This window comes from Halorubrum trueperi (assembly GCF_042662525.1).
GTDB classification, from domain to species: domain Archaea; phylum Halobacteriota; class Halobacteria; order Halobacteriales; family Haloferacaceae; genus Halorubrum; species Halorubrum trueperi.
On the sequence record NZ_JBHSXI010000016.1, the window covers coordinates 158,493 to 182,536 of the forward strand.

A 24,044-nucleotide genomic window follows, 5' to 3' on the forward strand; every position below is an offset into this window, starting at 1 on the left:
CGGTGATCCGCGGTGAGCGAGTCCTCGGTCCTCGTCGTCGAGGACGAGCCCGACATCGCCGCGCTGTACGCCGGCTTCCTCGAAGAGCGGTACGACGTGGATCTCGCCGAGACCGCGGCCGAGGCGATCGATCGGGTCGACGACGCCGTCGACGTCGTGTTACTCGATCGACGGCTCCCGGACGGAAGCGGCGACGACGTTCTCGAACACATCCGGGACGCCGGGTACGAGTGCAGGGTCGCGATGGTGACCGCCGTCGAACCGGACTTCGACATCATCGATATGGGATTCGACCTGTACCTCACCAAGCCCGTCAGCCGATCCGATCTGCTCGCGGCGATAGACACCCTCCTGACGCGCAGCGAGTACGACGAGCTCGTCCAAGAAGCGGCGTCGCTGGCGAGCAAGCGCGCTATCCTTAACTCGCAGAAGCCCGCCGCACAGCGGAAGGGAAACGAGTCGTATGCGGAGCTCGTGGAGCGGCTCGAAGACCTCGACGCCGACATCGACGACCTCGGCGAATCTCTCTCATCCGACGACTACCGCGCGATGTTCCGCGACCTCGGCGAGGCCTGACCGCTCGCAGTCTGTCTCGCTCGCGTCTGTCTCGATCCCGATCATCACGAGAGTTGCTCGCCGATCAGTCGATCGGCCGCCGCGAGAAACTCATCTCGCCCGTCGAGGGGGATCGTCGCGCCGGCCGCGACGTCGTGACCGCCGCCGTCGCCGCCGACGGAGCGGCTCGCCTCTCGCATCACCGCGGAGAGATCGAGCCCGCTTCGAACCAGCGCGTGCGATCCCCGAGACGACACCTTCAGCTCCGTCGCGCTCTCCTCGGCGAACGCGATCACCGGCTTCGAGCTGTCGACCGCCGACGAGCCGATCGCCATCCCCGCGACGATTCCGACGATAGTCTCGCGGATCCGCGACCCCGCGTCGAACCATTGCAGGTGTTCCTCGCGGGTGACGCCTTCGGTCTTCACCCACTGCAACCCCTCCGAGAGGTTCCGTCGGTGGTTCCGGAGAAGTCGCCGCGCCTCGGCGAGCGCGTCGCCACGGTCGCCGAGACACACCGCGAGGCCGACGTCTGCCCGTTCGTACCGCGCAGTGGCGTTGAGGAGGGTGGAGAACTCGCTGACGTCACGGAGCTCCGTGCCGGGCTCCTCGTCGACGAGAGTGTAGGACGTACCGACGAGCGCCTCGATTCGATCCGCGGGGACGCCGGAGGCGACCGCGCGGCGCATCAGCGCGGACGCGAGGGTCTGCCGTTCCGCACCGTCGAGATCGACCCAACGTCGCCACTCGCCGTCGCGTTTCACGTCGACGTCGATGTCAGTGAGGAACGCGATCGCCCCGGACTCGTCGTTCGACACGCCGGGGATCGCCACGTCGGAGGCGTACTCCAAGAGCTTCGGAAGCGGCCTCGTCTGTCTGCCGTACAGATCCAGGTCGGTGCGCGTCTCGATCGCGCCCGCGTCGACGCCGTCGGCGACGATCCCCTCGTTTGCGCCGACGAGGCCGCCGTCGGAGTCCTGCATGTCACCCACTGCGCCGACGACCGCCAGCGCCGCGAGGTCGCGGTTGTCGCCGTCGGGACCTTCGAGCGCGCGGGCGAGCACGTAGCTGGCACCGGCCCCGGATAACTCGCTTGCCCCGTTTATTCCCTCCAGCAGGGGGTTGAGGTGGAACTCGGTGTCCGCGTCGGCCGGCTGGTGGTGGTCGGCGATGACGGGGGTGAACTCACCCGCGGCCTCGTGGAGAGAGATGACGTCGAGCTGGCCGGAGCCGAAGTCGGTGAACAGCACCGTCTCGTACTCCCGGGCGGCGATGCCGGCGACGGCCGCCTCGTCCAGTTGCTTCTCGAAGACGACCTCGTGATCGATTCCGGCGCGAGCGAGCGCGGTGGAAGCGACGGCGGCACTGGTGAGCCCGTCGGCGTCGATGTGCGACGCCAAGAGGACGCGTCCCGCCGCACGAAGGCGGTCGGCGCAGGCGTTCGCCCGTCCGACGAGGTCCGGCACGGGTGGATCGGCGACTGCCATTACCCACCGTTGGCTCGCGATCGGGGATAAACTCACGCTTCGGCTGGCAGACGGATCGCTCGGACTGGCCGCCCTTCTGCCGCAGGCAGAGGCATCACTTGCCGTAACTGACGGTTATAGATGCTTGAAGATATATGCACTACACACATGACACGTGGGTTCAACACCCGGAGTCTCCACGCCGGCGGCGAGCCCGACCCGGCGACCGGGGCGCGCGCGACCCCTATCCATCAGACGACCTCGTTCGTCTTCGACGACGCCGACACCGCGGCGGAGTTGTACGCGCTCCGGGCGGAGGGCCACGTCTATTCCCGGCTCTCGAACCCGACGGTGAGCGTCCTCGAAGAGCGGCTCGCGGACCTGTCGGGCGGATCGGACGCGGTCGCGACCGGATCGGGGATGGCCGCATTCGACGCGATAACGACCGTGCTCGCGAGCGCCGGCGACAACGTCGTCGCCAGCTCCGAGATGTACGGCGGCACGGCCGCGTACCTCACCAGCATCGCGAACCGACGCGGCGTCGAGACGCGGCTCGTCGACACGCTCGATTACGACGCGTACGAGACAGTCATCGACGAGGACACCGCGTTCGTGCACGTGGAGACGGTCGCGAACCCCTCGCTCGTCACTCCGGACTTCGAGCGGCTCGCCGAGATCGCCCACGACCACGCGGTGCCGCTCGTCGTCGATAACACGTTCGCGAGCCCGTACCTCTGTCGCCCGTTCGAACACGGCGCGGACATCGTCTGGGAATCGACGACGAAGTGGATCACGGGCAACGGGACGACCGTCGGCGGCGTCGTCGTCGACGGCGGTCAGTTCCCGTGGGATCATCCCGACGCCGACTACGACGAACTCGATGGAACGTCACCCACCTTCCCGATCGACTTCGTCGAGCAGTTCGGCGACGCGGCGTTCGCCAACGTGGTCCGTCAGCGAGGGGTGCGCCCGACGGGCGGCCAGCAGTCACCCTTCGACGCGTGGCAGACGATCCAGGGGCTCAACACGCTCCCGCTCCGGATGGACCGCCACTGCGAGAACGCCCGAACCGTCGCCGAGTTCCTCCGCGACGACGACCGGGTCGGGTGGGTGGCGTACCCCGGCTGCGAGGACCACCAGAGCCACGGCAACGCCGCCGAGTACCTCGACGGCTACGGTGGGATGGTCACGTTCGGCGTCGACGGCGGCTACGAGGCCGCCAAGGCGCTCTGTGAGTCCGTCGACCTGACGAGCTTCCTGGCGAACGTCGGTGACGCGAAGACGCTCGTCATCCACCCCGCCTCCACCACCCACGCGCAGATGGACGAGACGCAACGACGCCTCGCGGGCGTGTTCCCGGATATGCTCCGGCTCTCGGTCGGGATCGAGGATCCGGACGACGTGATCGCCGACCTCGACGCGGGGCTGAATGCCGGCGAGCGCGCCGCGGCCGACGCGGAGGTGTGACGCCGTGAGCACCGTTCCCACCGGCCACGGCGTCGCCGCGCTCGGCGAGTTCGCGTTCGAGTGCGGCCAGTCGGTCCCCGATCTGGAGGTCGCCTACGAGACGCACGGCGAGTTCGACGGCGACAACGTGGTGTTGGTGTGTCACGCACTCACCGGGAGTCAGAACGTCGCTCGATCGCCCGCACCGGAGCGGGACGAGGGGACCCGCGGGGCCGGCCAGGCCGGACAGGCCCGCGCGTGGTGGGACGACATCGTCGGTCCCGGGAAGGCGATAGACACCACGGAGTACTACGTCGTCTGCGCGAACGTCCCCGGGTCCTGTTACGGGACCACGGGACCGGCGAGCGAGCGGCCCGCGGATCTCGACCTCCGCGACGAGCCCGACCACGACCGGTGGGGGACCGCGTTCCCGCCGGTGCAGGTCGAAGACTGGACGCGCGCGCAGCGCCGGCTGCTCGACCACCTCGGCGTGGGGCGGCTCCGGGCGGTCGTCGGCGGGAGCGTCGGCGGCATGAACGTTCTAGAGTGGGCGAAGCGGTACCCGGACGACGTCGACCGAATCGTCGCCGTCGCGACCGCCGGCCGCCTCGACGCGCAGTGTCTCGCGCTCGACGCGGTCGCGCGTCGGGCGATCCGCGCGGACCCGAACTGGAACGGGGGCGACTACTACGGGGAGGACCGCCCCTCGCCCGACGAGGGGCTCGCGCTGGCCCGGCAGATCGGCCACATCATGTACCTCTCGAAGGCGTCGATGGAGCGAAAATTCGGCCGGCGATCGGCGGGTCGCGACTCGCTGACCCGCGAGGATGGGGACCTCGGACTGCCACCGGAGCCGACGGCGGCGTTCTTCCCGTACCGGGAGGTGGAGTCGTACCTCGACTACCAAGCGGAGGGGTTCAGCGATCGGTTCGACGCCAACAGCTACCTCTACCTCACGCGGGCGATGGACGAGTACGACCTCTCGGCCGGTCACGGCACCGACGCCGACGCGATCGCCGCCTTCGAGGGCGAGGCGCTGCTCGTGAGCTTCACCGCCGACTGGCACTTCACCGTCGAGCAGTCGTCGTCGCTGGCGGACGCATTCCGCGACCGCGACGTCCCCGTGGCCCACCACGTGATCGACTCGGACCACGGCCACGACGCGTTCCTCGTCGAACCCGAGCACGTCGGGCCGCCGCTCCGCGACTTCCTCGCGGAGGGAGTGACGGGCCGCGCCGTCTCCGACGGCGGCGGTGAAGGCGACGAGTCCGCACGCCCCGAGCCGGACCACGCGCCCGTCCACGCGAGCCTTTTTAAGGGATAGGTGACGTGCAGTGCCGTCGACGGCGGCTCCGCCGGCAAGAGCCCACGAGGGAATCATCGTCCGGAGTGAAGCGGAGGACGATCGACAGGGCGAGAACGAAACTCTCGCTTGCAACCGGACGTAGTCCGGTGACGAGGCTGGGGAGGTGTGAGGTGCTGTGAGGGGGGTGGGGTGGGCCTCGTGGCTGGGGCTGGGGTAGTGTCCGCTGTCAGATCGGCGTCAACTATTTATCAGCGAGCGGCCGGTCATCAAAATCGGCCTCGCAAAATTATCACGATCAACCATGATAACGTTCATAGTTCGCGGTTCCGTGGTGTGCGAGGTATGCCCGGTGGACACTCACAGACGCTTCGGCCGTTCCTGTGGCGCGCGCGACGACTGTACCCGGACACCGAGATCGTCTCGCGGACCCGCGAGGGACGCACGCGACACACCTACGCCGAGTACGACGACCGCATCGCGCGGCTCGCGAACGCGCTCGAGGAGTACGGAATCGAACGGGGAGACCGGATCGCGACGTTCTGCTGGAACCACACCCGCCACTTCGAGACGTACTTCGGCGTGCCGAGCATCGGCGCGCAGCTCCACACGATCAATCCCCTCCTCCCCGATGAACACATTCGATACATCGTCGACGACGCCGCCGACGAGATCGTCTTCGTCGACCCGTCGCTAGCGTCGAAGCTCGCCTCGGCCGCCGACGGGGCCGAGGAGTTCGCCGACGTCGATTTCGTCGTGATGGGTTCGACGGAGATTGACGAACTCGACGCGACCCCGTACGAGGCGTTTATCGCCGACCAGTCGACCGAGTACGACTGGCCCGACTTCGACGGCGACCAACCGGCCGGGCTCTGTTACACCTCCGGGACGACGGGGAAGCCGAAGGGCGTCGAGTACACCCAGTCGATGCTGTGGAGCCACACGATGGCCTCGCAGACGCCGCAGGGGATCCCGATGGAGGACTCCGACGTGGTCATGCCCGTCGTTCCCATGTTCCACGTCAACGCGTGGGGGATGCCGTTCACGGCGACCGCCGCGGGCGCGAAACACGTCTACCCGGGGCCGTCGCCGGAACCAGCGGACCTCGCGGCGCTGATCGAAGAGGAGGGGGTGACGATCACCGCCGGCGTCCCGACCGTCTGGCTCGGGCTTCAGGAGTACATCGCGGCGGGCAACGACGTCGATCTCTCCTCGCTCGACACCGTGATCGTCGGGGGCGCGGCCGCCCCGCGGGCACTCATCGAGTGGTACGACGACCGCGGCGTCGAGGTGCTCCACGCGTGGGGGATGACGGAGCTGTCGCCGATCGGCACCGTCTCGCACCTCACCGCGGACCTTCGGGACGCCGACTACGACGCGCAGGTCGACAAGCGGTCGAAACAGGGGCTCGTCGTTCCCGGCCTGGAGTTCGAGGTGATCGACGAGGACGGCGAAGAGATCCCGTGGGACGGCGAGGCGTTCGGTGAGCTCCGCGTCCGCGGCCCGTGGGTCACGCAGGAGTACTTCGCTCGCCCCGACGCCAGCGAGGAGGGGTTCGAGGACGGCTGGCTGAAGACCGGCGACGTGGTCACCGTCGACGGGGACGGCTACCTGCAGTTGGTCGACCGGACGAAAGACGTGATCAAGTCGGGGGGCGAGTGGATCTCCAGCGTCGAGTTGGAGAACGCGATCATGGCCTACGACGGCGTGAGTGAAGCGACGGTGATCGGCGTGCCCCACGAGCGCTGGCAGGAGCGTCCCGTGGCGTTCGTCGTCGCGATCGACGGCGTCGACCGCGACGCGCTCGTCGACGAGATCGATTCCGGGCTCCGCGAGGAGTACCCCAAGTGGTGGGTGCCGGACGCGGTGGAGTTCATCGACGAGGTGCCCAAGACCGCCACCGGGAAGTTCTCGAAGAAGGACCTCCGGGAGCGGTACGCCGACCAGTCGCTCGTCGAGGGATCGGTTCCGGAGGGCGACGCGCCGGGACAGGAGTAGGGCTACCTAGGAGCCGTCCCGCTCGCCGACGATCCACTTGTGCGAGTAGCTCTCCCCGCAGGTGCAGTGGGCGTACGCGTGGACCACGTCGCCGTCGGCGTAGATTCCGCCGACCTCCTCGTTTTGCGCCTCCGCGAACGCGAAGACGAACCGTATCTCGTGGTCGGCGTCGGGATTTTCGTCGGTAAACGGACACTCCCCGCCGTCGAGCGAGCGGGCGATCTCGCCCTCGGCTCCCATCGCGGTCTTCGCGAATTCCATCGCACCCATCCCCGTGCCGGCCTCGAACGCGGACCGACCGGTCTCGCCGTCGAGGATCAGTCGGACGCCGCCGTTGGTCTCGCTACCGACGGTGCGAAGTCGAGAGTCGTCGTCGAGGTACGCGTCGCTCACGTAGAAGACCACGTCGTCGAGCCGCTCGCCGGCGAGGAACTCGTCGAGTTTGCTCATGCCGGCCGGACGCGCGTGAGCGGTAAAAGGAGTGCGAGTCGCGATGACGGCCACGTTGCTGCGACGACGGCCACGTTGCTGCGACGACGTGGCACCGCGCGAGCGCGACGGGCCCGTCCGGGATCGGGGGAAGTGTTAATACGCACCACGCTGATTCGTCGCCTGATGAGCGCGCGAACCCCATCCGGAGACCGGCTCGTCGAGTGGGCGCGGCTGGTCGACGAAGACGTCCCGGAGGAGGTCCGAGAGGACCGTTCCGGCGATCGATAACGTTCGCCCCGCTTCGCGAAGGCTTTTGGCCGGAGGCGGCGTAGGCCCGCCGATGGCGACCGAGGCCGCCGGAATCGATCGACCGCTGCTCGTCGACGACTTCCTCCAGCGACGCCGCTACCAGCTCCAGCTCGCAGACGCCGCGGTCACCGACCACACTCTCGTCTGTCTCCCGACCGGCCTCGGTAAGACTACCGTGAGCCTGCTCGTCACCGCCGAACGCCTCCACGAGGCCGGCGGGAAGGCGCTCTTTTTGGCCCCCACCAAACCGCTCGTCCAGCAGCACGCCGACTTCTACCGCGAGGCGTTGGAGCTTCCGGACGACGAGATCGTCGTGTTCACCGGCGACGTCCCGCCCGACGACCGCGCCGCGCTCTGGGACGGCGCGCGGATCGTTATCGCGACCCCGCAGGTCGTCGAAAACGACCTCGTCGGCAACCGGATCTCGCTTCGGGACGTGACCCACTGCACCTTCGACGAGTGCCACCGCGCGACCGGCGACTACGCGTACGTGTACATCGCCGAGCGGTACCACGCCGAGGCCGCGGACCCGCTCGTCACGGGCATGTCGGCCTCCCCCGGCGGCGACACGGAGGAGATCGAGACGGTCTGTGAGAACCTCGGGCTATCGAACGTCGAGGTGATGACCGAGGCGGACGCCGACGTCGACGAGTACACCCACGACACCGACGTTCGCTGGGAGCAGGTGACCCTCCCCGACGAGGTGCTCGCGATCCGCGACGCGCTCAACGAGGTGATCACCGATCGGTTGGAGAAGCTGAAGTCGCTCGGCGTGACGAACAAGACGAGTCCCGACCTCTCCCAGCGCGACCTCAACGAGATGCGCGGGAAGCTGAAGAAGATGATGGACAACGACCAGTCGGACGGGTACAAGGGGATGTCCACCCACGCGGAGGTGATGAAGCTCCGCCGCGCGACCGAGCTCGTCGAGACCCAGTCGGTCGAGTCCGTCCGCCGCTACTTCGAGCGCCAGCGCGAGGCCGCCCGCTCGTCGGGCGCGTCGAAGGCGAGCCAGCGGATGGTCGCCGATCCGAAGGTGCGCGAGGCGATGCGGAAGGCCGAATCGTTCGACGGCCTCCACCCGAAATTCTCGAAGGCCCGGATCCTGCTCGCGGAGACGCTCGGCATCAACGGCGGCGAGCGCGCGATCCTGTTCACCGAGTCCCGCGACACCGCGGAGGCGCTCGTGGAGTTCCTCTCGGCGAGCTTCGACGTCCGGAAGTTCGTCGGACAGGGAGACAAGGAGGGCTCAGACGGGATGAGCCAGACCCAGCAACAGGAGACGCTCCAGCAGTTCAAGGACGGCGAGTTCGAAGTACTCGTCTCCACGAGCGTCGCTGAGGAGGGGCTCGACGTGCCGGAGGTCGATCTGGTCTGTTTCTACGAGCCGGTTCCCACCGCCATTCGCTCGATCCAGCGCAAGGGTCGGACTGGCAGACAGGCCGAGGGGCAGGTCGTCGTCCTGATGGCCGAGGACACTCGCGACGAGGCGTTCTTCTGGATCTCCCGGCGACGCGAGAAGAAGATGGCCAACCAGCTCGCAGAACTGAAGGCCGCCACCGGCGACATCGAAGAGACCGTCGGCGACGACGGACAGGCCGGGCTCGACGCGTTCGCCGGGGGGTCAGCGGACGCCGGTGGTTCGGAAGGCGACGCCGGCGACGAGGAGGTTGATAGCGCAGTCGACAGGGACGACAGCGAAGACAACGTCGATGGCGACGACGCCGGACTCACCGACTTCGCGGCGGAGGCTCGGGCTAGCGAAGACAAGACGGGCAACGGAAACGCGGATATCGACGCCGAGAACTCCGGATCGAACGGAGACGACGCCGTCGTCGCCACCGCGGGCGTCGACGAGGGGGTGGAGATCGTCGTCGATCAACGCGAGCTCGACTCCTCGATCGCGAAGGATCTTTCGACGCGAGAGGGTCTCGTCACCCGGCTAGAGACCCTCGCTGTCGGCGACTACGTCCTCTCCGATCGGGTGGCCGTCGAGCGGAAGTCGGCGGCGGACTTCGTCGACTCGATGCTCGACGCCGACCGGTCGATGTTCGAGCAGGTCGGCGAGCTCGCGCGGGCGTACGCCCGCCCGGTGATGGTCGTCGAGGGGACGAACCTCTACGGCCAGCGCGACATCGAGCCGAACGCGATCCGCGGTGCGCTCGCGTCGCTTGCGGTCGACTTCGACGTGAGCGTCCTCCGGACCGAGGGCGAGACCGACACCACGGAGCTGCTCGCGACGATCGCCAAGCGCGAGCAGGAGACGCGCGACCGCGAGGTGAGCGTCCACGGCGAGAAGACGACGAAGACCCGTACGGAACAGCAGGAGTACGTCGTCTCCTCCATCGCCGACATCGGCCCGGTGACGGCCCGCACCCTGCTGGAGCACTTCGGCACCGTCGAGGCCGTGATGACCGCGCCCGAGGACGACCTGCTGGACGTCGACGGCGTCGGCCCGGTGACCGCAGAGCGCATCCGCGAGGTCGTCGGGAGCGAGTACGAGTAGCGGCACGCGGTTCCGTCGACGATCCGGCTACTCGAACCCACTCACCAGCGTCACCACCCACTGGCCGAGGTCGTACTCCGCTCTGACTTCCACGCGCGTCACCCATTTCACCCACTGGAACCCGCGACGGTCGGGCGCGACCAGCCGGACCGGCGCGCCGTGTCCGTGACTGAGCCGCTCGCCGCCGACGTGGGTCGCGAGCAGCGCGTCCGCAGCCTCTTCGATCGGGAGGCTCCATCGATAACCCGTCACGGAGACGAATCGAACGTAGGCAGCGTCGTCATCGAGCTCTCCGACCGCGTCCAGTAGGTCGCCGACGCGGATCCCGTCCCACTCTTGAACCGTGTACCAGCCGCTCGTGCAGTCGAGCAGCGCTTCGGCCTCGTGGCTCGCGACGAGTTCGTCGACGGTCAGTTCGACGGGTGCGCTCACGAGCCCCTCGACGCGAAGCCGGTAGTCGTCTCGGTCGATCGGGTCCGGATCGTCGGCGACCCACGAGGTGATCGGGAACGCGCCGTTTCCGGTCCCTTCGCGGGGCTGTGACCCGGTAAACCGTCGGTCCGCGCCGGGGGTGTCGAGCGCGTCGTTGACGGCCCCCTGAATCCGATAAACCGCGGTTCCGGCGATCAGAAGGACGGTGTAGCGTACCGCGGTTCGTCGACGCTCAAAATCGACTCGCCGCGGGAGCCGGAATCGAGTCGTTGCGTGCGCGGCTACGAGCGGGAGGAGCGCGAGGCCGAACCCGACGTGGACGGAGAGGAGGGTCCAGTAGGAGATCCGCACGTCGAGTCCGAACACCCAGACGATCCCAGTCGAGAGCGCCCCGAGCGCAGTGACGAGTGTCAGGATAGACAGCGCAGTCGACCGCCGCCACAGGCTGGGATCGGTGAGTCGGGGTCGGACGCGGGCGAGCTTCCACGCGAGCAACGCGACGATCGCGAGCCCGAGCGCGCGGTGGAGCCAGAACAGCGGCCACCCCTCGGGGACGCCGACGGTGAAGGAGACTAATCCGGTCACGACTTCCGCCGAGACGAACAGCAGCAGCGACCAGTCGACGGCGCGCGGCGGCGGCTCAAGCCGATCGAGCACCGCGTGAAGCCGAGAGCCTACCCCCATTCCGAGTGTGCTACGCGTTACCGAGGTAAAAGCCTCGTCACAGCTCGTATACCTCGCCGTCGACCGCCAGCGGCTCGTCGAACGCCTCGTCGGGCGGATAAAAGTGCGCGAGGTGGACGAGCCGCGTCCGGTCGGCGTTCAACTCGTCGGCGAGCTCGAGTGCGCCCTCCCGCGTCATGTGCTTCGAGCCGAACGTGCGCGGAACGCCGTCGGGGCCCTCGTGGCGGCCGCCGATCGGGTGATACTTGCAGAGGGACGCGGGAACGATGGCGTCGGCCAGGAGGAGATCGGCGTCGGCGAGGGCGTCACGCGAGCGGTTCGGGATGTCGTAGCTCGTGTCGCCCGTCATCGCGAGCGTCGCTCCCGTCTCCGGATCCTCGATCGCGACCCCGAAACAGAGCAGAGGCGGATGGTCGACGGGAACGAATCTGACCTCGAACCCGCACGTCTCGAAGGGCTCGAACGGTTCGCGGGCGTGGACGCCGATCCGATCTTCGAGGTAGTCGTACTTGTCGCGGATCGTCTCCGCGACGCTCTCGTCGGTCGCGGGGTCCGTCTCATTCGGCGCGTGGACGGGGAGCCCGTCGACGAGCCGGTAGACGTTGCCGAGTCCGTCGAGGTGATCGAAGTGAATGTGCGTCACGAGCCCGGCGTCGGGGAGCGGGACGTCGTGATCGAGGAACTGGCTCCGGAAGTCCGGGCTGAAGTCGACGAGTAGCGACTCGTCGGTGCGCTCGTTCGCGACGTGGACCGAGAACCGCGAGCGCGATACCCCCCGTTCGCGCGCCGCCGCGCAGGTGTCGCAGTCGCAGCCGACCGTCGGCGTCCCCGTCGTGTCGCCGGTTCCGAGGAGGGTGACCCGCATGAGAGACGGTCACGGGGCCAGACCCTTAGCGTCCGCGGTCGGATTTGACCGACCCCGTTCGGGGGGTCTGCCGCTCAAGTCGCTCGGGTTGCTCGGAGTGCTCGTATCGGCCACCACGGACGGCTACGGCCGTCGCACTCGGATCGTCCCGTCGGCGTCGACCGTGACGAAGAGGCGGCGTTTGACTTCGCGGCCGTGGACCGCGTCGCCCGCGCGGTCGCCGATCGTCTTCATCAGGTTCGGCGCGGTCTGGTTCACCTTCACGCCCGCCTCGTCGCAGGCGTCGTACACGCGCTTGGGGGCGTCGTAGAGATCAGTACCGGTCTCGATCTCGACGCGAACCGGCGCGGCGAGCGCCTCGGCGAACGCGACCGTCTCGCGGGCTCGTTCGACGTTGTCCCGTGCGCTGGCTTCGACGCTGGAGACGTTCGCGCGCGACGTGCCGAGTCGCTCGGCGATGTCGGACTGTCGGAGCCCGCGCTCGCGCAGCGCCAGCACCTCCGCCTGGCGGTCCGTGAGGACGCTCTCGTCGGCGTCGAACCCGGCACGTTCCAACAGGTCCGCGGCGTCGACGTCGGCGGGATCGACGGAGTCGGACGGCACGTCGTCTGCGACCATACGCGTCGTCAGGGGACGCGCGCTGAAAAAACGGCGGTTTCGCGAAGCGGCGATCCGGCGACGATCCGACAACGGCCCGGCGACGATCCGACAACGGCCCGGCGACGAACGGGCGGCGAATCGGCGACAAACTGGCGCGCCCGGGAGCGGGCCGAAGGCCCGGGACCGGACCGCGAGGGAGACCGGACCGTCCGCCCAGCGGTCGGGCGGACGGTCCGGACGAGGCTGGGGAGGCGTGAGGTGCGGGGCTGTGCGGTCCCGCGAGCGGGAGCGAGCGGGAGTACGGAAGTCGCAGCGCCGAGCGAAGCGAGGCGACCAGGGCGAGACCAAAGGTCTCGCTTGCTCACGCGGTGAAACCGCGTGACCGTCCTCCGGTGGTGCTGTGCGGTGCAGGGTGGGATTCAAAGGGGCAGTCGCCGGCGCGGAGCGCCGGCTGCCAGAGGCGCTCCGCCCCTCGCGACTGGGGCTTTGTGAGTATTCTCCGCGCCAGCAACGATCATTTATAAGCAATCCATCGAAGCTTTTGGGGCGTTCGGCACCGTTTCGACGTCAAACACTTATAAGCGACCATCCGCGGTACCGTCGCTATCCACCGCGCCAGCAATTACGTATAAATGAACCAGAACGAGACCGAAAGCGCGTCCACGCGATCGGCGGCGTCCGGACTGTCCGTTGGGGTGAGGTCACCCCGGGAACCGGTCACTTGCCCCAGAAGTTTTCCCGGCTACCGAGCCGCTCGCGGTCCGGGCGATTGCGGCGTCGGTCGCCCTCCTCGTCGTCCGCGTCCCCGTCCGCGTCGCGACCGACGCCGCCCTCGTCTCCGTCGGCCTCCTCGTCCGGGTCGTCGGGGAGTCGCTCGACGATGTCGCGCGCGGTCGCGTGACTGGACTTCACGCGATGGATCCGCACCTCGGCGCGCGCCGGGGGGAGGAGCCCGTCGACGAGGACGATGAAGCCGTCGTCGGTGCGGCCCACGCCCGCTCCGCTCTCGTGGATGTCGTCGACCTCGACGACGACCTCCTCGCCGGGCTGGACCGGCTGCTGTTTCAGCTCGTAGATCGGCATGTCGTAGTGGTTGCACCACTCCGCGCCGCCCTTGTTACCGTAGTGTTGACACCCCATCCCCTCGATTCGTTCGTCGAAACTGGGGCAATCGTCGGCGAGTGGACAGTCCGCCATACCGTAGGGCAGACCGGCCGCCGTTGAAACGTTTTCGACTCCCAGGCCGAAAATGGCGGGAAACGGGCGATTCACGCGGGCGAGCGGCCGCTGATCGGGCCGAACGCTGTCGGCTGTCCGGTGCCGCTCAAAGGAACTCGCGGACCTCCGAGTACCACATGTCGTGGTGATCGACCGCGCCGATCGCGTCCGCCACGTCGACGGCGATCGCGTGCCAGCACCGCTCCGACGGATCGTCGGCGTCGAGGTTGTACGTCGCGTCCGCACAGGTGCACTCGCCGTCTTCGATCACGTACTCGTCGTCGTGACCGACGACGACGGTGAAATCGCGGTAGCGTTTCACTCGGCCCTCGCCGACCGCCTCGATCGCGCGCTTCCCGCGATCGCCGTGCTCGTCGACGACCGCGGCGGCGATCGGGCCGGTCAGCTCCCCGGCCTCCGCGATCGCCGTCCGCCAATCGTCGACCGGCTCCATGCCGCCCCGTTCTCGGGCGTTCGGTTAAACACCGTCGGTCAATTCGGCCCCTGAGAGCGCGAACGGTCGGGGAGCGGTCGTCCCTGACGGGTGGTTTCAAGCCGCTTCCCGGCGTACACCCGCCGTGACCGAGACGTGTCCACACCTGGCGTACCGGAAGGGTGGCGACGGGAGATCGTTCGACGTCGCCCGCGCGTTCTGCACCGTGACCGGATCGTTCGTGCAGCCGATGCGCGCGGATATCTGTACCGCCCGATACGGCCTCGACCCGAAGACCGACTGCGAGTTCTACGTCGAACCGGATCCTGACGGACTGGAACGCGACCCGACTGCCGAACCGGAATCCGACCAACCGGACGAGAGCGGGAGCACCGACGTCCGGGGCGAAGACGACAGATGACCTACGAGGAGTACCTCGACGGGAAGCCGGCGATCATCACCGCGGCCCTGACCGGCGGAGTGCACGGCAAGGAGGCACACCCCGACCTCCCCGAGGCCCCTGAGGAGATCGCGGCGGCGGCTGCCGCCTGCGAGGCGGCCGGCGCGAGCGTGCTTCACCTGCATGCCCGTCGGGAGAACGGAGAGCGTGCATTCTCGGCGGAGCGCTTTCAAGCGGTGAGCGACGCCGTCAGGGCCGCCACCGACGACGCGATCATCCAGCACTCGACGGGCGGAACCGCGGCCCCCGACGACCTGCGTCACGAGCCGCTGCGTACCGACCCCGCCCCGGAGATGGCGTCGCTCGACATGGGCCCGCTCAACCGCTACGATCGGCTCACCTCCGAGAACACCCGAGAGCTGGTTGCGTCGCTGCACGCGGAGATGCGGGAGCGGGCGATCAAACCCGAACTGGAGGTGTTCAACGACGGCCACCTCAACGAGTCGCTGTCGGTCCTCAACGAGTTCGACGAACCGCCGTACTTTACCTTCCTGTTCGGCGGCGGGACCACGTCACCGCCACACCCGCGGAACCTCGTGAACCGGATCGAGGATCTCCCCGAAGATGTCGAATTCAGCGTGATCGGCTTCGGCCCGCACCAGCTACCGTTGACGACCCAATCGCTCCTGTTGGGGGGACACGTCCGCGTCGGGTTGGAGGACAATCGCTACTACGAGCGAGGGGAGCTGGCGACGAATGAGCGGCTCGTCGCGCGGGCGGCGCGGATCGCCGAGGAGCTGGGTCGGCCCGCGGCGACGCCCGCCGAGACCAGAGAGATGCTGGGACTCCGAGGAAGGTAGCGGTTCCGGGCGAGGTCGGATCCCGCCCGAAGCGATCGGATATCATCGGAGGGGTCGAGCCTCTCCGAGCGCGGTCAGACGTCGCCGTCGGTCGATCCGCTCGTCAGCTCTTCGGCGACCACCGCCGGATCCAGCAGGTTCGGATCGATCGCGAGATCGGCGACGACGGCGACGAACTCCGGCAGCGACCGCTCGGCGTACGTCACCGCGAGCACGTCGGGATTCAGCTCCTTGGCGATCGGGATCCCGGTCGCCTCCTCGACGTCCGTCAGGACGAGGTAGGCGGCCTCCTCGATCCCGGCGTCGCGCAGCGTTTCCGCGGTGACGAGTCCGTCGATGCGGCGGATCTCGACGCCGAGCGCTTCGAGTTCCTCGCCGAGACCGTGATCGTCGGGACCGGCGACGACCGCGACGGCGTCGACGACGTGGCCCCCGTCGGGACGGGTGGGGGTCCCCGCCATCACTCGTACTCGATCGTCGCGGGCGGCTTGTGGGTCACGTCGTACACGACGCGCGCAACGCTCTCGTTCTCGCCGGTGATCCGGCTCTGGATGCGCTGGAGCGTGCTCCAATCGATCTCCTGAGCGCGCGCGGTCATCCCGTCGCGGCTCTCGACCGAGCGCACGGCGACGACCCAGCCGTGAACGCGGTTGTCGCCCTTCACGCCCGTCGCCTTCCCGAGGACGGCGGCGAACGCCTGCCACGGGTCGTACTCCGCCAGTTCCTCCTCGACGACGTGCGTCGCCTCGCGGGCGACCGCGGCCTTCTCGGGAGTGACCTCGCCGACGATCCGGACGGCGAGTCCGGGGCCGGGGAACGGCATCCGCTCGGAGATGACCGCTTCGAGACCGAGCTCGCGAGCGACCTCGCGGACCTCGTCCTTGTAGAGGTCGCGCACCGGCTCGACGATCCCCTCGAAGTCGACGACTTCCGGGAGCCCGCCGACGTTGTGGTGCGACTTGATGTTCCCTTCCGACTCGATGCGGTCCGGGTAGATCGTCCCTTGCACGAGGTAGTCGGCTCCGACGTCGCGGGCGACGGTCTCGAACTCGTCGATGAAGCCCTCGCCGATGACGTGACGCTTCTCCTCGGGGTCGGTGACGCCCGAGAGCCGGTCGAAAAAGCGGTCCTGCGCCTCGATCACCCGGAGCGACTCCATAAAGGAGAAGGTCTCGCGGATCTCCTCGGTTTCGCCCTTCCGCATCAGTCCAGTGTCGACGTAGACGGGGGTGAGCTGGTCGCCGACCGCCTCGTACGCGAGCGTCGCGGCGACCGACGAGTCGACGCCGCCCGACAGCGCGATCACCGCGTTCGCGTCGCCGATCGCCTCTCGGATCTCCGCTACCGCCTCGTCGATGAACGTCTCCGTCTCGACCATCTATAGCCTCACGTCCGCGTTCCGTTCGGTTGTGTCCGTCGATCCCAGCGCGGCCTCGACGAGGGCGACGAACGGCGGGCTCGCTCGGTCCGGCCGCGACCGGAACTCGGGATGCGCCTGCGTCCCGAAGAAGAACGGGTGGTCCGCGCGTTCGAGTATCTCCATCCGGTTCTCGGCACGACCGGAGAACGTGAGCCCGTTGGCCTCCAGCTCGTCGATGTACTCGGGATTCACCTCGTAGCGGTGGCGGTGCCGCTCGGTACAGGAGTCCGCGCCGTACACCGACGCCGCGAGCGTGCCCGGTTCGATGTCGGTCTCGTGGGCACCGAGCCGCATCGTCCCGCCCATGTCCTCTGTCTCGTACTGCTCGGGGAGGAGATCGATGACCGGGTACGGCGTGTCCGGGTCGATTTCCGCGGAGTGCGCCCCGCCGAGTCCGAGCACGTTGCGCGCGTGCTCGACGACCGCCATCTGGAAGCCGAGACAGAGCCCGAGGAAGGGCACGTCGTTCTCGCGGGCGTAGCGGACCGCCTCGATCTTTCCGTCGGTGCCGCGGGATCCGAAGCCGCCGGGGACGACGACGGCGTCGGCCTCCGCGAGCCGCTGTTCGTGTTCCGCGCGTGTCTCGTCGGCGTCGACCCACAGCACGTTCACCTCGGTCTCCGTCTGGATGCCGGCGTGTTTCAGCGCCTCGTGGATGGACATGTAGGCGTCTTCGAGGGCGTACTTGCCCACGAGGGCGACGTCGATCTCGCGGTCGCGGTCGCGGGTGACGAGCTCGCGCCACTCCGTCGACCGCTCCGCCTTCGGAAGCGCCTCGTCGACGAGCCCGAGCCGCTCCATCACGTACTCGTCGAGCCCCTCGTCTTCGACCATCAGCGGGACGTGGTAGATGTCCTCGACGTCGGGATTCGAGAAGACGGCGTCGGTGGGGACGTCACAGAACAAGGCGATCTTCTCTTTCGTTTCCGGGTCCAGCCGGTCTTCGGAGCGCCCGACGAGGATGTCGGGCTGGAGGCCGATCGACCGAAGCTCCTTCACCGAGTGCTGGGTCGGCTTCGTCTTCTGCTCGCCGTTCTTCGAGTACGGGACGAGCGTGACGTGCGTAAAGAGGATATCCTCGTCGTCCTCCTCGTGGGCGAACTGGCGGAGGGCCTCCAAGAACGGCATCGACTCGATGTCGCCGACCGTCCCCCCGATCTCGATGAGACACACGTCGCTCCCCTCGGCGGCCTCGCGGATGCGCCGCTTGATGTCGTCGGTGACGTGCGGAATGATCTGGACGGTCTTGCCGAGGTAGTCGCCGGCGCGCTCGCGTTCGATGACGTGCTGGTAGGTCTTCCCCGTGGTGACGTTGTGGTCGAAGGTCATGTCGGTGCCGAGGAAGCGCTCGTAGTTGCCCAAGTCGAGGTCGACCTCACCGCCGTCCTTGAGGACGTACACCTCCCCGTGCTCGTACGGGTTCATCGTCCCGGCGTCGACGTTGAGATATGGATCCACCTTCACCGCGGTGACGTCGAAACCGGCGTTCGCGAGGAGTCGCCCGGTGCTGGCGGCGGTGATCCCCTTCCCCAGCCCGGACATGACGCCGCCGGTGACGAACACGAACTTCCGACCCAGCGACGGGTCGTACCCTGTGTCGGGATCCGTTGGCATATCGACCGTCCGTCAGGGGCCGGCAAAACCGTTTCGGACCCTCCGTTTCGGGTGGGCGTTCGTGACGTTCCATCGGAACCGACTCAACACGGAACCGACTCACCGACGTATCGCCGGCCGCTTCGGTCGCGTCTCCCTACGCCTCGACCAGCTTGTAGCACATTCCTGGCTCATCCGTATCTTCTGGCGCGCGCTCCGCGTAGTAGATCGCGTCGTCGGTCGCGAACGCGGCGCTGGTCACGTCACCCAGTCCCTCGACCGACCACGTGACGGAGCCGTCCGCTTGGTCGAGCGCGTAGAGCTTCGCGTCGTACGATCCGACGAGGACGTGCTCGTTGGTCGCCACCGCGCTCCCGGTGATCCAGCCGCCCGTCGCCGTCGACCACTGCTCCTCGCCGGTCGCGAGGTCGATCGCGTAGGCGTTGCTGTCGTGGCTCCCCACGTACACCGTGTCGTCGTGGACCGCGGGGGCGCACATGATGTCGCCGTCGGCCTGGAACTCCCAGACTCGGGACCCGTCTTCGACGTCGACGCCGGTGATCGTCTCCGCCCACGAGGGGACGACCGCGATCCCCCGGCTGACCGCGATCGGGGCCTTCACGTCGCCGCCGGTGTCGTAGGTCCACTCCCGTTCGAGATCCGAGAACGACCACGCGTAGACGTGACCGTCGTTCGACCCGAACAGGAAGCGATCGCGCTCCACGTCGACGGCGACCGTCGAGTGCGGGTGGTCGGTCGGCCGCTCGTCGCGCCACTCGATCTCGCCGCTCTCGGCGTCCATCACGACGACGCTCCCGCTCGGAGTCGCGTGCTCGACGGCGACGTACAGCTTCCCCTCGTGGTAGGTCGGGCTGGCCGCGGCCGCGTCGCCGACCTCGGTCTGCCACTCGATCTCTCCGCTCTCGACCGACACCGCGGAGATGACGCCGTCGTAGGTGCCGATGTACGCCGTGCCGTCGGCGATCGCCGCGGTCCCGTGGCTGCCGCGGTCGTCGTCGGAGACCGACGTCGACCAGTTTGTCTCCCCGTTCGGCGAGAGCGACCGGATCCGCCCCGTGTCGTCGGCGAGGATGATCGCGCCCGTCGGGGCCATCACCGGGCTTCCCTTGGAGGCGCTGTGGTCCCCGTGGTTCGTCGGAACGGCCCACTCAGTTTCGACGCTGTCGGGGATCGTCACGTCGAGGTACCCGGTGTTACGCAGTCCCGCTCGGAACTGCGAGGTGAGTCCGTTCGACGACTCGGGACCAAGTACCGACTCCCCGTCGTCTGACGGCGTTCCGTTACCGGACGGGGTCCCGTTTCCGGACGGCGCGTCGTCGTCCGACGGGTCTTCGGAGGAGAGACAGCCGGTGAGGCCCGCGACGCCGACGCCGCCGGCGACTCGGATCCAGTCGCGACGCGTCAAATCGGTCATGCAACCCGATTCGCCGGAGAGCATAAAAAGCCACCTCGGTCGTTCGCCTTCAGCGGATCCGCCGGGAGGGTGAGCGACTCGCGTCCTTTCGTTCGCTCGCGCCGCTCGCTCACGAGAACTCTACGGGAGCGGATCGTGAGTCCGCCGCCGTTTCCGAGACCCGAAGCCGTCGCTAGTGGAAGAAAGCGGTGTGAATTTTGCGAGGGAAGAGCGCTCCGAGAGCGTCTTCCGCATCACGGGGGGTGACCCCGACGATGCGAGGGGAGGGATTTGAACCACGGTCGCGCCAGAGGCGCTCCCTGATTCAAATCCTCCCTTCGTGCATTCGCGCGCTGTGACGCGCTCATGCGAGGGGAGGGATTTGAACCCACGGACCTCTACAGGAGCGGATCTTGAGTCCGCCGCCGTTTCCGGGCTTGGCTACCCTCGCACGCGGTCGGAAGTTCGACAGGGCAGCCCTTTATCCCGTCGGTTCCGCCTCGGGCGGGCGAGTCTGCGATCGGATGCCGGAGGGGACCGGGTGGGGCGGCGTGGAGGAGAACCGAACGAGCGGTCCGGCGCGGGGAAGGTGTCAAGTCGACGCGCACGCGACGGATTACCCATGGACGACCACACCCGTGATCCGGGCGTCGCCCCGCCGCTCGGGAACCCGACCGGGTGGCACGCGGCGGAATCCGACGATCCGCCTTTCGACGACGATCCGCCTTCCGACGACGAGCAGCTCGGCGGCGGCTACTGGGAGCACGCGACCCTCAGGCGGGCGACCGAACACGGCGTTCGGCTGTTCAACGCCGGCGACTTCCACGAATCGCACGACTGCTTCGAAGACGAGTGGTACAGCTACGGGAGTGGCACCGTCGAGAGCGCGTTCCTCCACGGGATGGTCCAGGTCGCCGCGGGGGCGTACAAGCGCGCCGACTTCCAGAGCGACGAGGGAATGCGGTCCCTGTTCGAGACCGCGCTGCAGTACCTCGACGGCGTCCCCGGCGACTTCTACGGCGTCGACGTCGACGAAGTGCGCGCGACGCTGCGCGACGCGCTCGACGATCCCGCCGCGATCGACGGCTGGCGGATCCCTCTCGACGGCTCTCGCCCGAGAGCGTACCCGGCCGACTACGAGTACGCCGAGCGAGCCGACGAGGGGAACTGAGGGAACTCCCGTCGATCGGATCGCAGTCGACTCGTCACGGATCGGATCTGCAGGTCACCTTGTCACGGATCGGATCCGAACGCCACTTATCCGCCGGGTGCGTCTCGATGGTATGGACGTCTACGAACTGGGCGAGGGGGAACCCGAGGTCGCGGTCGTCGGCGCGATCCACGGGGACGAGCCCTGCGGAGCCCGCGCCGTCCGGCGGCTCCGCGACGCCGACCTCGACGTCGAGCGCGCGGTGCGGCTGATCGTCGCCAACGAAGCCGCGCTCGACGCCGGGGTACGCTACCTCGATGCGGATCTCAACCGGGCGTTCCCGGGGGATCCCAACTCCGACGCCCACGAGGAGCGCCTCGCGGTCGACCTGTTGGACGCCGTCGAGGGCTGTACCACGCTCGCGATCCACTCGACGCAGTCGTACGCCGAACCGTTCGCGGTCATCGATTCGATGGACGAGGTCACCCGCGCCGTCGCACCCCACCTCCCGGTCGACGCCGTCATCCAGACCGACGCGTTCACCGAGGGACGGCTCATCGAACACCCGCACACGCTCGAAGTCGAGGCGGGCCTGCAGGGCTCCGACGCCGCCGCCGACAACGCCTACTGGCTGACGCGGGCGTTCCTCGCCGCGACCGGCGTCCTCCCGGCACCCGGAGCCGACGGCGTGATCGACGCCGGCGGGCGCGAGGACGTGGAGGTGTTCCGGCTCCGCGATCGGATCCCGAAGCCGGAGGCCGAGGAGTACGAGGTGTTCGCGCGGAACTTCGAGCGCGTCGAGGCGGGCGACTCGTTCGCGGCCGCGGACGGCGAATCGCTCCGCGCCGACGAGCCGTTCTATCCCGTGTTGCTTTCGCCGTACGGCTACCGCGAGCAGTTCGGTTACGTCGCCGATCGAGTCGGGACGCTCGAATAAGGAACGGGGCGACGAGACCTACTCGACGAGTTCGATATCGTCGTCGCCGTTCGGTACCGCACAGATGAACGCTCCCGGCTCGTCGCCGTCGTTGCGGTACCAGTGCTCGACGCCCGCGGGAACGAGGAGAGCGTCCCCCGCGCTCACCCGGTGTTCGTTCTCGTCGATTCCGACGACGTACTCGCCCGCGAGGACGTACTGTTCGTGTTCGATCGCGTTCGTGTGCCGAGGGACCTCTGCGCCGGCGTCCAGTTCGAACCGCCGCATCGCGAAGTGCGGCGCGCCGTCCGACTCGTCGAGGAGTACCCCCTTCCGGAGCCCTTCGGCGGCGTCGACTGGCTCGTAGGCGATTTCGCCGCCGCGCTTGATCGCCGGTTCGATCTCGTCGGTCGAGTCGCCGTCCTCCGAGTCGATCGTCGTGTCACTCATGCGGGACGGTGGATCGCGAGGCGACATAAACGGTGGCGCACGGAGTTGCCCGGGTATTTAACCGGTCACCGACCGAACCTGCGTGTATGCGCGGAATCAAGATCGGGACGGTACTGGGGATCCCGGTCAGGCTCAACTGGACGTTCCTGATCGTGTTGCCGCTGTTCGCGTACCTCATCGGCTCGCAGGTCGGGATGATAGCCGGGGTGATGAACGACGCGTTCGGTGCCGGCATCGACCCCGCCGCGATCGGCGCGGGGACCACGCCGTGGACGCTCGGCTTGGCGGCCGCGATCGGGCTGTTTGGCGGCGTGTTACTCCACGAGTTCGGCCACTCGATCGTCGCCATGCGGTACGGCTACGAGATCGAATCGATCACGCTGTGGCTGCTCGGCGGCATCGCCAGCTTCGCGGAGTTCCCCGAGGACTGGAAACACGAGTTCTGGATCGCGATCGCGGGCCCGGTGGTCAGCGTCGCGGTCGGCGTCGCCTGCTACGCCGTGTTCGCGCTCGCGCCGGTCGGTGCCGACGCCGTCCTCTTCGTCTTCGGATATCTCGCGCTGTTGAACGTCGTGCTCGCGGTGTTCAACATGCTGCCCGCGTTCCCGATGGACGGCGGGCGCGTCCTCCGGGCGCTGTTGGCACGGAACCAACCGCACGCGCAGGCGACCCAGCGCGCCGCCGCGATCGGGAAGACGTTCGCGTTCTTCATGGGGCTCATCGGGCTGTTCACCTTCCAGCTGTTGTTGATCGTGCTCGCCTTCTTCGTCTACATCGCCGCCTCGGGAGAGGCACAGCAGACGACGCTTCGGGCCGTCTTCGAGGACGTCACCGTGGCCGACGTGATGACCCGGCGCGAGGACCTCCACACGGTGACCGAGGACACTTCGATCGCCGACCTGATGAGTCGAATGTTCGAGGAGCGTCACACCGGGTATCCGGTCCTCCACGGCGACGACCTCGTCGGGATGGTCACGCTGGAGGACGCTCGGTCCGTCCGAGAGGTCGAGCGGGACGCCTACCGCGTCGACGACGTGATGGCGACCGACGTCGTCGCGGTCGCCCCCGACACCGACGCGATGACCGCGCTCCAGCGAATGCAAGAGCACGACGTGGGGCGGCTTCCCGTGATCGACGGTCACGACGAGCTCGTCGGGCTCATCTCCCGGTCCGATCTGATGACCGCGTTCAACATCATCCAAACCGGCGGCACCCCGAGCGTCATCAGCGGCCGGCGACGGGCCGAGGGCGGCCCCGGCGTGTTCTGAGAGCGTCGAGTTCGTGGCTGATTCGTCGACGGTTCTGGAATCGCTGCCTCGGATCGATTGAACGATACCGGGAGTGGGTATGTCAATTCGGTGAACGTGTCGTTTATAAGTGAACGTGTGGTGTTGTTAGCCGCTTTTTATATATCGTTGACGGCGCGGTGAATCGCTCAGTGTGTGGCGTTGATTTCTTATAAATGATTGTCGACAGCGCGGTGAACACTTACAAAGCCCCAGCCGCGAGGCGGGCGCACGCTCGCTGCGCTCCTCACTCGGTCGCTCACGCTCCCTCGTTGCGGTGTCGCCGGCGCGGAGCGCCGGCTTCATGA

Annotated in this window: 22 protein-coding genes and 1 tRNA gene; 10 read left to right on the forward strand and 13 right to left on the reverse strand. The window is 68.0% G+C overall.

From position 1 onward, the window contains the following. Window positions 1-12: 12 nt before the first annotated feature. Complete coding sequence (locus tag ACFQEY_RS14360; RefSeq protein WP_379769803.1) at window positions 13-576, forward strand: HalX domain-containing protein; 564 nt, start codon at window positions 13-15, stop codon at window positions 574-576. Between the two features lie 44 nt (window positions 577-620). Here the strand turns inward: ACFQEY_RS14360 and ACFQEY_RS14365 are convergent, their stop codons facing one another. Continuing rightward, window positions 621-2,042, reverse strand: coding sequence for a DHHA1 domain-containing protein (locus ACFQEY_RS14365; RefSeq protein WP_379769805.1), 1,422 nt, complete (start codon window positions 2,040-2,042; stop codon window positions 621-623). Between the two features lie 147 nt (window positions 2,043-2,189). On the opposite strand from ACFQEY_RS14365, the gene ACFQEY_RS14370 reads away from it, so the two are divergent. From ACFQEY_RS14370 to ACFQEY_RS14380, 3 genes are all read left to right on the forward strand, one after another. Then, complete coding sequence (locus tag ACFQEY_RS14370) at window positions 2,190-3,488, forward strand: O-acetylhomoserine aminocarboxypropyltransferase/cysteine synthase family protein (RefSeq protein WP_379769808.1); 1,299 nt, start codon at window positions 2,190-2,192, stop codon at window positions 3,486-3,488. 4 nt (window positions 3,489-3,492) lie between these two features. Further along, complete coding sequence (gene metX / locus ACFQEY_RS14375) at window positions 3,493-4,791, forward strand: homoserine O-acetyltransferase MetX (RefSeq protein ID WP_379769810.1); 1,299 nt, start codon at window positions 3,493-3,495, stop codon at window positions 4,789-4,791. Window positions 4,792-5,115: 324 nt separating this feature from the next. Next, window positions 5,116-6,768: a long-chain fatty acid--CoA ligase gene (locus ACFQEY_RS14380; RefSeq protein WP_379769811.1), complete on the forward strand. Its 1,653-nt coding sequence runs from the start codon at window positions 5,116-5,118 to the stop codon at window positions 6,766-6,768. 6 nt (window positions 6,769-6,774) lie between these two features. Here the strand turns inward: ACFQEY_RS14380 and ACFQEY_RS14385 are convergent, their stop codons facing one another. Then, window positions 6,775-7,218: a DUF5807 family protein gene (locus ACFQEY_RS14385; protein WP_379769813.1), complete on the reverse strand. Its 444-nt coding sequence runs from the start codon at window positions 7,216-7,218 to the stop codon at window positions 6,775-6,777. A gap of 322 nt (window positions 7,219-7,540) precedes the next feature. Between ACFQEY_RS14385 and ACFQEY_RS14390 the strand changes: the two genes are divergently transcribed. After that, window positions 7,541-10,015, forward strand: coding sequence for a DEAD/DEAH box helicase (locus ACFQEY_RS14390; protein ID WP_379769815.1), 2,475 nt, complete (start codon window positions 7,541-7,543; stop codon window positions 10,013-10,015). Window positions 10,016-10,042: 27 nt separating this feature from the next. Here ACFQEY_RS14390 and ACFQEY_RS14395 read toward each other — a convergent pair whose 3' ends face one another. The 5 genes from ACFQEY_RS14395 to ACFQEY_RS14415 all read right to left on the reverse strand — a co-directional run bounded on the left by ACFQEY_RS14395 (window position 10,043) and on the right by ACFQEY_RS14415 (window position 14,268). After that, window positions 10,043-11,131 (reverse strand): molybdopterin-dependent oxidoreductase, encoded by a 1,089-nt coding sequence (locus ACFQEY_RS14395; RefSeq protein WP_379769817.1) that lies wholly within the window; start codon window positions 11,129-11,131, stop codon window positions 10,043-10,045. A 37-nt stretch (window positions 11,132-11,168) separates the two neighbouring features. Further along, window positions 11,169-11,996, reverse strand: coding sequence for an MBL fold metallo-hydrolase (locus ACFQEY_RS14400; protein ID WP_379769819.1), 828 nt, complete (start codon window positions 11,994-11,996; stop codon window positions 11,169-11,171). Between the two features lie 123 nt (window positions 11,997-12,119). After that, window positions 12,120-12,614 carry a Tfx family DNA-binding protein gene (locus ACFQEY_RS14405; RefSeq protein WP_379769821.1) on the reverse strand — a complete coding sequence of 165 codons (495 nt, stop codon included), beginning with the start codon at window positions 12,612-12,614 and terminating at the stop codon, window positions 12,120-12,122. A 699-nt stretch (window positions 12,615-13,313) separates the two neighbouring features. Continuing rightward, a complete protein-coding gene (locus tag ACFQEY_RS14410; protein ID WP_379769824.1) occupies window positions 13,314-13,793 on the reverse strand; it encodes a TRAM domain-containing protein in 480 nt (159 codons plus the stop codon). 127 nt (window positions 13,794-13,920) lie between these two features. Then, on the reverse strand, window positions 13,921-14,268 hold the full coding sequence (locus ACFQEY_RS14415; RefSeq protein WP_379769826.1) for a hypothetical protein: 348 nt from the start codon (window positions 14,266-14,268) through the stop codon (window positions 13,921-13,923). Between the two features lie 124 nt (window positions 14,269-14,392). Here ACFQEY_RS14415 and ACFQEY_RS14420 point away from each other — a divergent pair, with 124 nt between their 5' ends. Next, entirely contained in the window at window positions 14,393-14,668 is a 276-nt protein-coding gene (locus tag ACFQEY_RS14420) for a hypothetical protein (protein WP_379769828.1), read from the forward strand. Continuing rightward, a complete protein-coding gene (locus tag ACFQEY_RS14425; protein WP_379769830.1) occupies window positions 14,665-15,507 on the forward strand; it encodes a beta-keto acid cleavage family enzyme in 843 nt (280 codons plus the stop codon). The genes ACFQEY_RS14420 and ACFQEY_RS14425 overlap by 4 nt, the downstream gene beginning before the upstream one ends. Window positions 15,508-15,581: 74 nt before the next feature. Here the strand turns inward: ACFQEY_RS14425 and ACFQEY_RS14430 are convergent, their stop codons facing one another. The 5 genes from ACFQEY_RS14430 to ACFQEY_RS14450 all read right to left on the reverse strand — a co-directional run bounded on the left by ACFQEY_RS14430 (window position 15,582) and on the right by ACFQEY_RS14450 (window position 20,385). Continuing rightward, on the reverse strand, window positions 15,582-15,968 hold the full coding sequence (locus tag ACFQEY_RS14430; RefSeq protein WP_379769832.1) for a DUF7126 family protein: 387 nt from the start codon (window positions 15,966-15,968) through the stop codon (window positions 15,582-15,584). Beyond that, window positions 15,968-16,885 carry a glutamine-hydrolyzing GMP synthase gene (gene guaA, locus ACFQEY_RS14435; protein ID WP_379769835.1) on the reverse strand — a complete coding sequence of 306 codons (918 nt, stop codon included), beginning with the start codon at window positions 16,883-16,885 and terminating at the stop codon, window positions 15,968-15,970. The genes ACFQEY_RS14430 and guaA overlap by 1 nt, the downstream gene beginning before the upstream one ends. Beyond that, window positions 16,886-18,541: a CTP synthase gene (locus tag ACFQEY_RS14440; protein ID WP_379769837.1), complete on the reverse strand. Its 1,656-nt coding sequence runs from the start codon at window positions 18,539-18,541 to the stop codon at window positions 16,886-16,888. A gap of 136 nt (window positions 18,542-18,677) precedes the next feature. Continuing rightward, a complete protein-coding gene (locus tag ACFQEY_RS14445) occupies window positions 18,678-19,955 on the reverse strand; it encodes an outer membrane protein assembly factor BamB family protein (RefSeq protein WP_379769839.1) in 1,278 nt (425 codons plus the stop codon). Between the two features lie 346 nt (window positions 19,956-20,301). Continuing rightward, a tRNA-Leu gene (locus ACFQEY_RS14450) sits at window positions 20,302-20,385 on the reverse strand. Between the two features lie 171 nt (window positions 20,386-20,556). On the opposite strand from ACFQEY_RS14450, the gene ACFQEY_RS14455 reads away from it, so the two are divergent. Together ACFQEY_RS14455 and ACFQEY_RS14460 are read left to right on the forward strand one after the other, a co-directional pair. Beyond that, window positions 20,557-21,105 (forward strand): DUF309 domain-containing protein, encoded by a 549-nt coding sequence (locus ACFQEY_RS14455; RefSeq protein WP_379769841.1) that lies wholly within the window; start codon window positions 20,557-20,559, stop codon window positions 21,103-21,105. 112 nt (window positions 21,106-21,217) lie between these two features. Beyond that, a complete protein-coding gene (locus ACFQEY_RS14460; RefSeq protein WP_379769843.1) occupies window positions 21,218-22,021 on the forward strand; it encodes a M14 family metallopeptidase in 804 nt (267 codons plus the stop codon). Window positions 22,022-22,039: 18 nt separating this feature from the next. On the opposite strand, the gene ACFQEY_RS14465 is transcribed toward ACFQEY_RS14460, so the two are convergent. Then, on the reverse strand, window positions 22,040-22,450 hold the full coding sequence (locus ACFQEY_RS14465) for a cupin domain-containing protein (RefSeq protein ID WP_379769845.1): 411 nt from the start codon (window positions 22,448-22,450) through the stop codon (window positions 22,040-22,042). 86 nt (window positions 22,451-22,536) lie between these two features. Here ACFQEY_RS14465 and ACFQEY_RS14470 point away from each other — a divergent pair, with 86 nt between their 5' ends. Then, the gene (locus tag ACFQEY_RS14470) at window positions 22,537-23,718 is read left to right on the forward strand and encodes a CBS domain-containing protein (protein ID WP_379769848.1); all 1,182 of its coding nucleotides are present in this window, start codon (window positions 22,537-22,539) and stop codon (window positions 23,716-23,718) included. Window positions 23,719-24,044 lie beyond the last annotated feature (326 nt).

Bases quoted from the DNA above. Each gene is read 5' to 3' on its own strand.
- ACFQEY_RS14445 (WP_379769839.1), bottom strand. From the start codon at position 19,955: ATGACCGATTTGACGCGTCGCGACTGGATCCGAGTCGCCGGCGGCGTC.
- ACFQEY_RS14455 (WP_379769841.1), top strand. From the start codon at position 20,557: ATGGACGACCACACCCGTGATCCGGGCGTCGCCCCGCCGCTCGGGAAC.
- ACFQEY_RS14380 (WP_379769811.1), top strand. From the start codon at position 5,116: ATGCCCGGTGGACACTCACAGACGCTTCGGCCGTTCCTGTGGCGCGCG.
- ACFQEY_RS14460 (WP_379769843.1), top strand. From the start codon at position 21,218: ATGGACGTCTACGAACTGGGCGAGGGGGAACCCGAGGTCGCGGTCGTC.
- ACFQEY_RS14470 (WP_379769848.1), top strand. From the start codon at position 22,537: ATGCGCGGAATCAAGATCGGGACGGTACTGGGGATCCCGGTCAGGCTC.
- ACFQEY_RS14410 (WP_379769824.1), bottom strand. From the start codon at position 13,793: ATGGCGGACTGTCCACTCGCCGACGATTGCCCCAGTTTCGACGAACGA.
- ACFQEY_RS14425 (WP_379769830.1), top strand. From the start codon at position 14,665: ATGACCTACGAGGAGTACCTCGACGGGAAGCCGGCGATCATCACCGCG.
- ACFQEY_RS14415 (WP_379769826.1), bottom strand. From the start codon at position 14,268: ATGGAGCCGGTCGACGATTGGCGGACGGCGATCGCGGAGGCCGGGGAG.
- guaA (WP_379769835.1), bottom strand. From the start codon at position 16,885: ATGGTCGAGACGGAGACGTTCATCGACGAGGCGGTAGCGGAGATCCGA.
- ACFQEY_RS14385 (WP_379769813.1), bottom strand. From the start codon at position 7,218: ATGAGCAAACTCGACGAGTTCCTCGCCGGCGAGCGGCTCGACGACGTG.
- ACFQEY_RS14440 (WP_379769837.1), bottom strand. From the start codon at position 18,541: ATGCCAACGGATCCCGACACAGGGTACGACCCGTCGCTGGGTCGGAAG.
- ACFQEY_RS14390 (WP_379769815.1), top strand. From the start codon at position 7,541: ATGGCGACCGAGGCCGCCGGAATCGATCGACCGCTGCTCGTCGACGAC.
- ACFQEY_RS14405 (WP_379769821.1), bottom strand. From the start codon at position 12,614: ATGGTCGCAGACGACGTGCCGTCCGACTCCGTCGATCCCGCCGACGTC.
- ACFQEY_RS14395 (WP_379769817.1), bottom strand. From the start codon at position 11,131: ATGGGGGTAGGCTCTCGGCTTCACGCGGTGCTCGATCGGCTTGAGCCG.
- ACFQEY_RS14370 (WP_379769808.1), top strand. From the start codon at position 2,190: ATGACACGTGGGTTCAACACCCGGAGTCTCCACGCCGGCGGCGAGCCC.
- ACFQEY_RS14430 (WP_379769832.1), bottom strand. From the start codon at position 15,968: ATGGCGGGGACCCCCACCCGTCCCGACGGGGGCCACGTCGTCGACGCC.
- ACFQEY_RS14400 (WP_379769819.1), bottom strand. From the start codon at position 11,996: ATGCGGGTCACCCTCCTCGGAACCGGCGACACGACGGGGACGCCGACG.
- ACFQEY_RS14365 (WP_379769805.1), bottom strand. From the start codon at position 2,042: ATGGCAGTCGCCGATCCACCCGTGCCGGACCTCGTCGGACGGGCGAAC.
- ACFQEY_RS14465 (WP_379769845.1), bottom strand. From the start codon at position 22,450: ATGAGTGACACGACGATCGACTCGGAGGACGGCGACTCGACCGACGAG.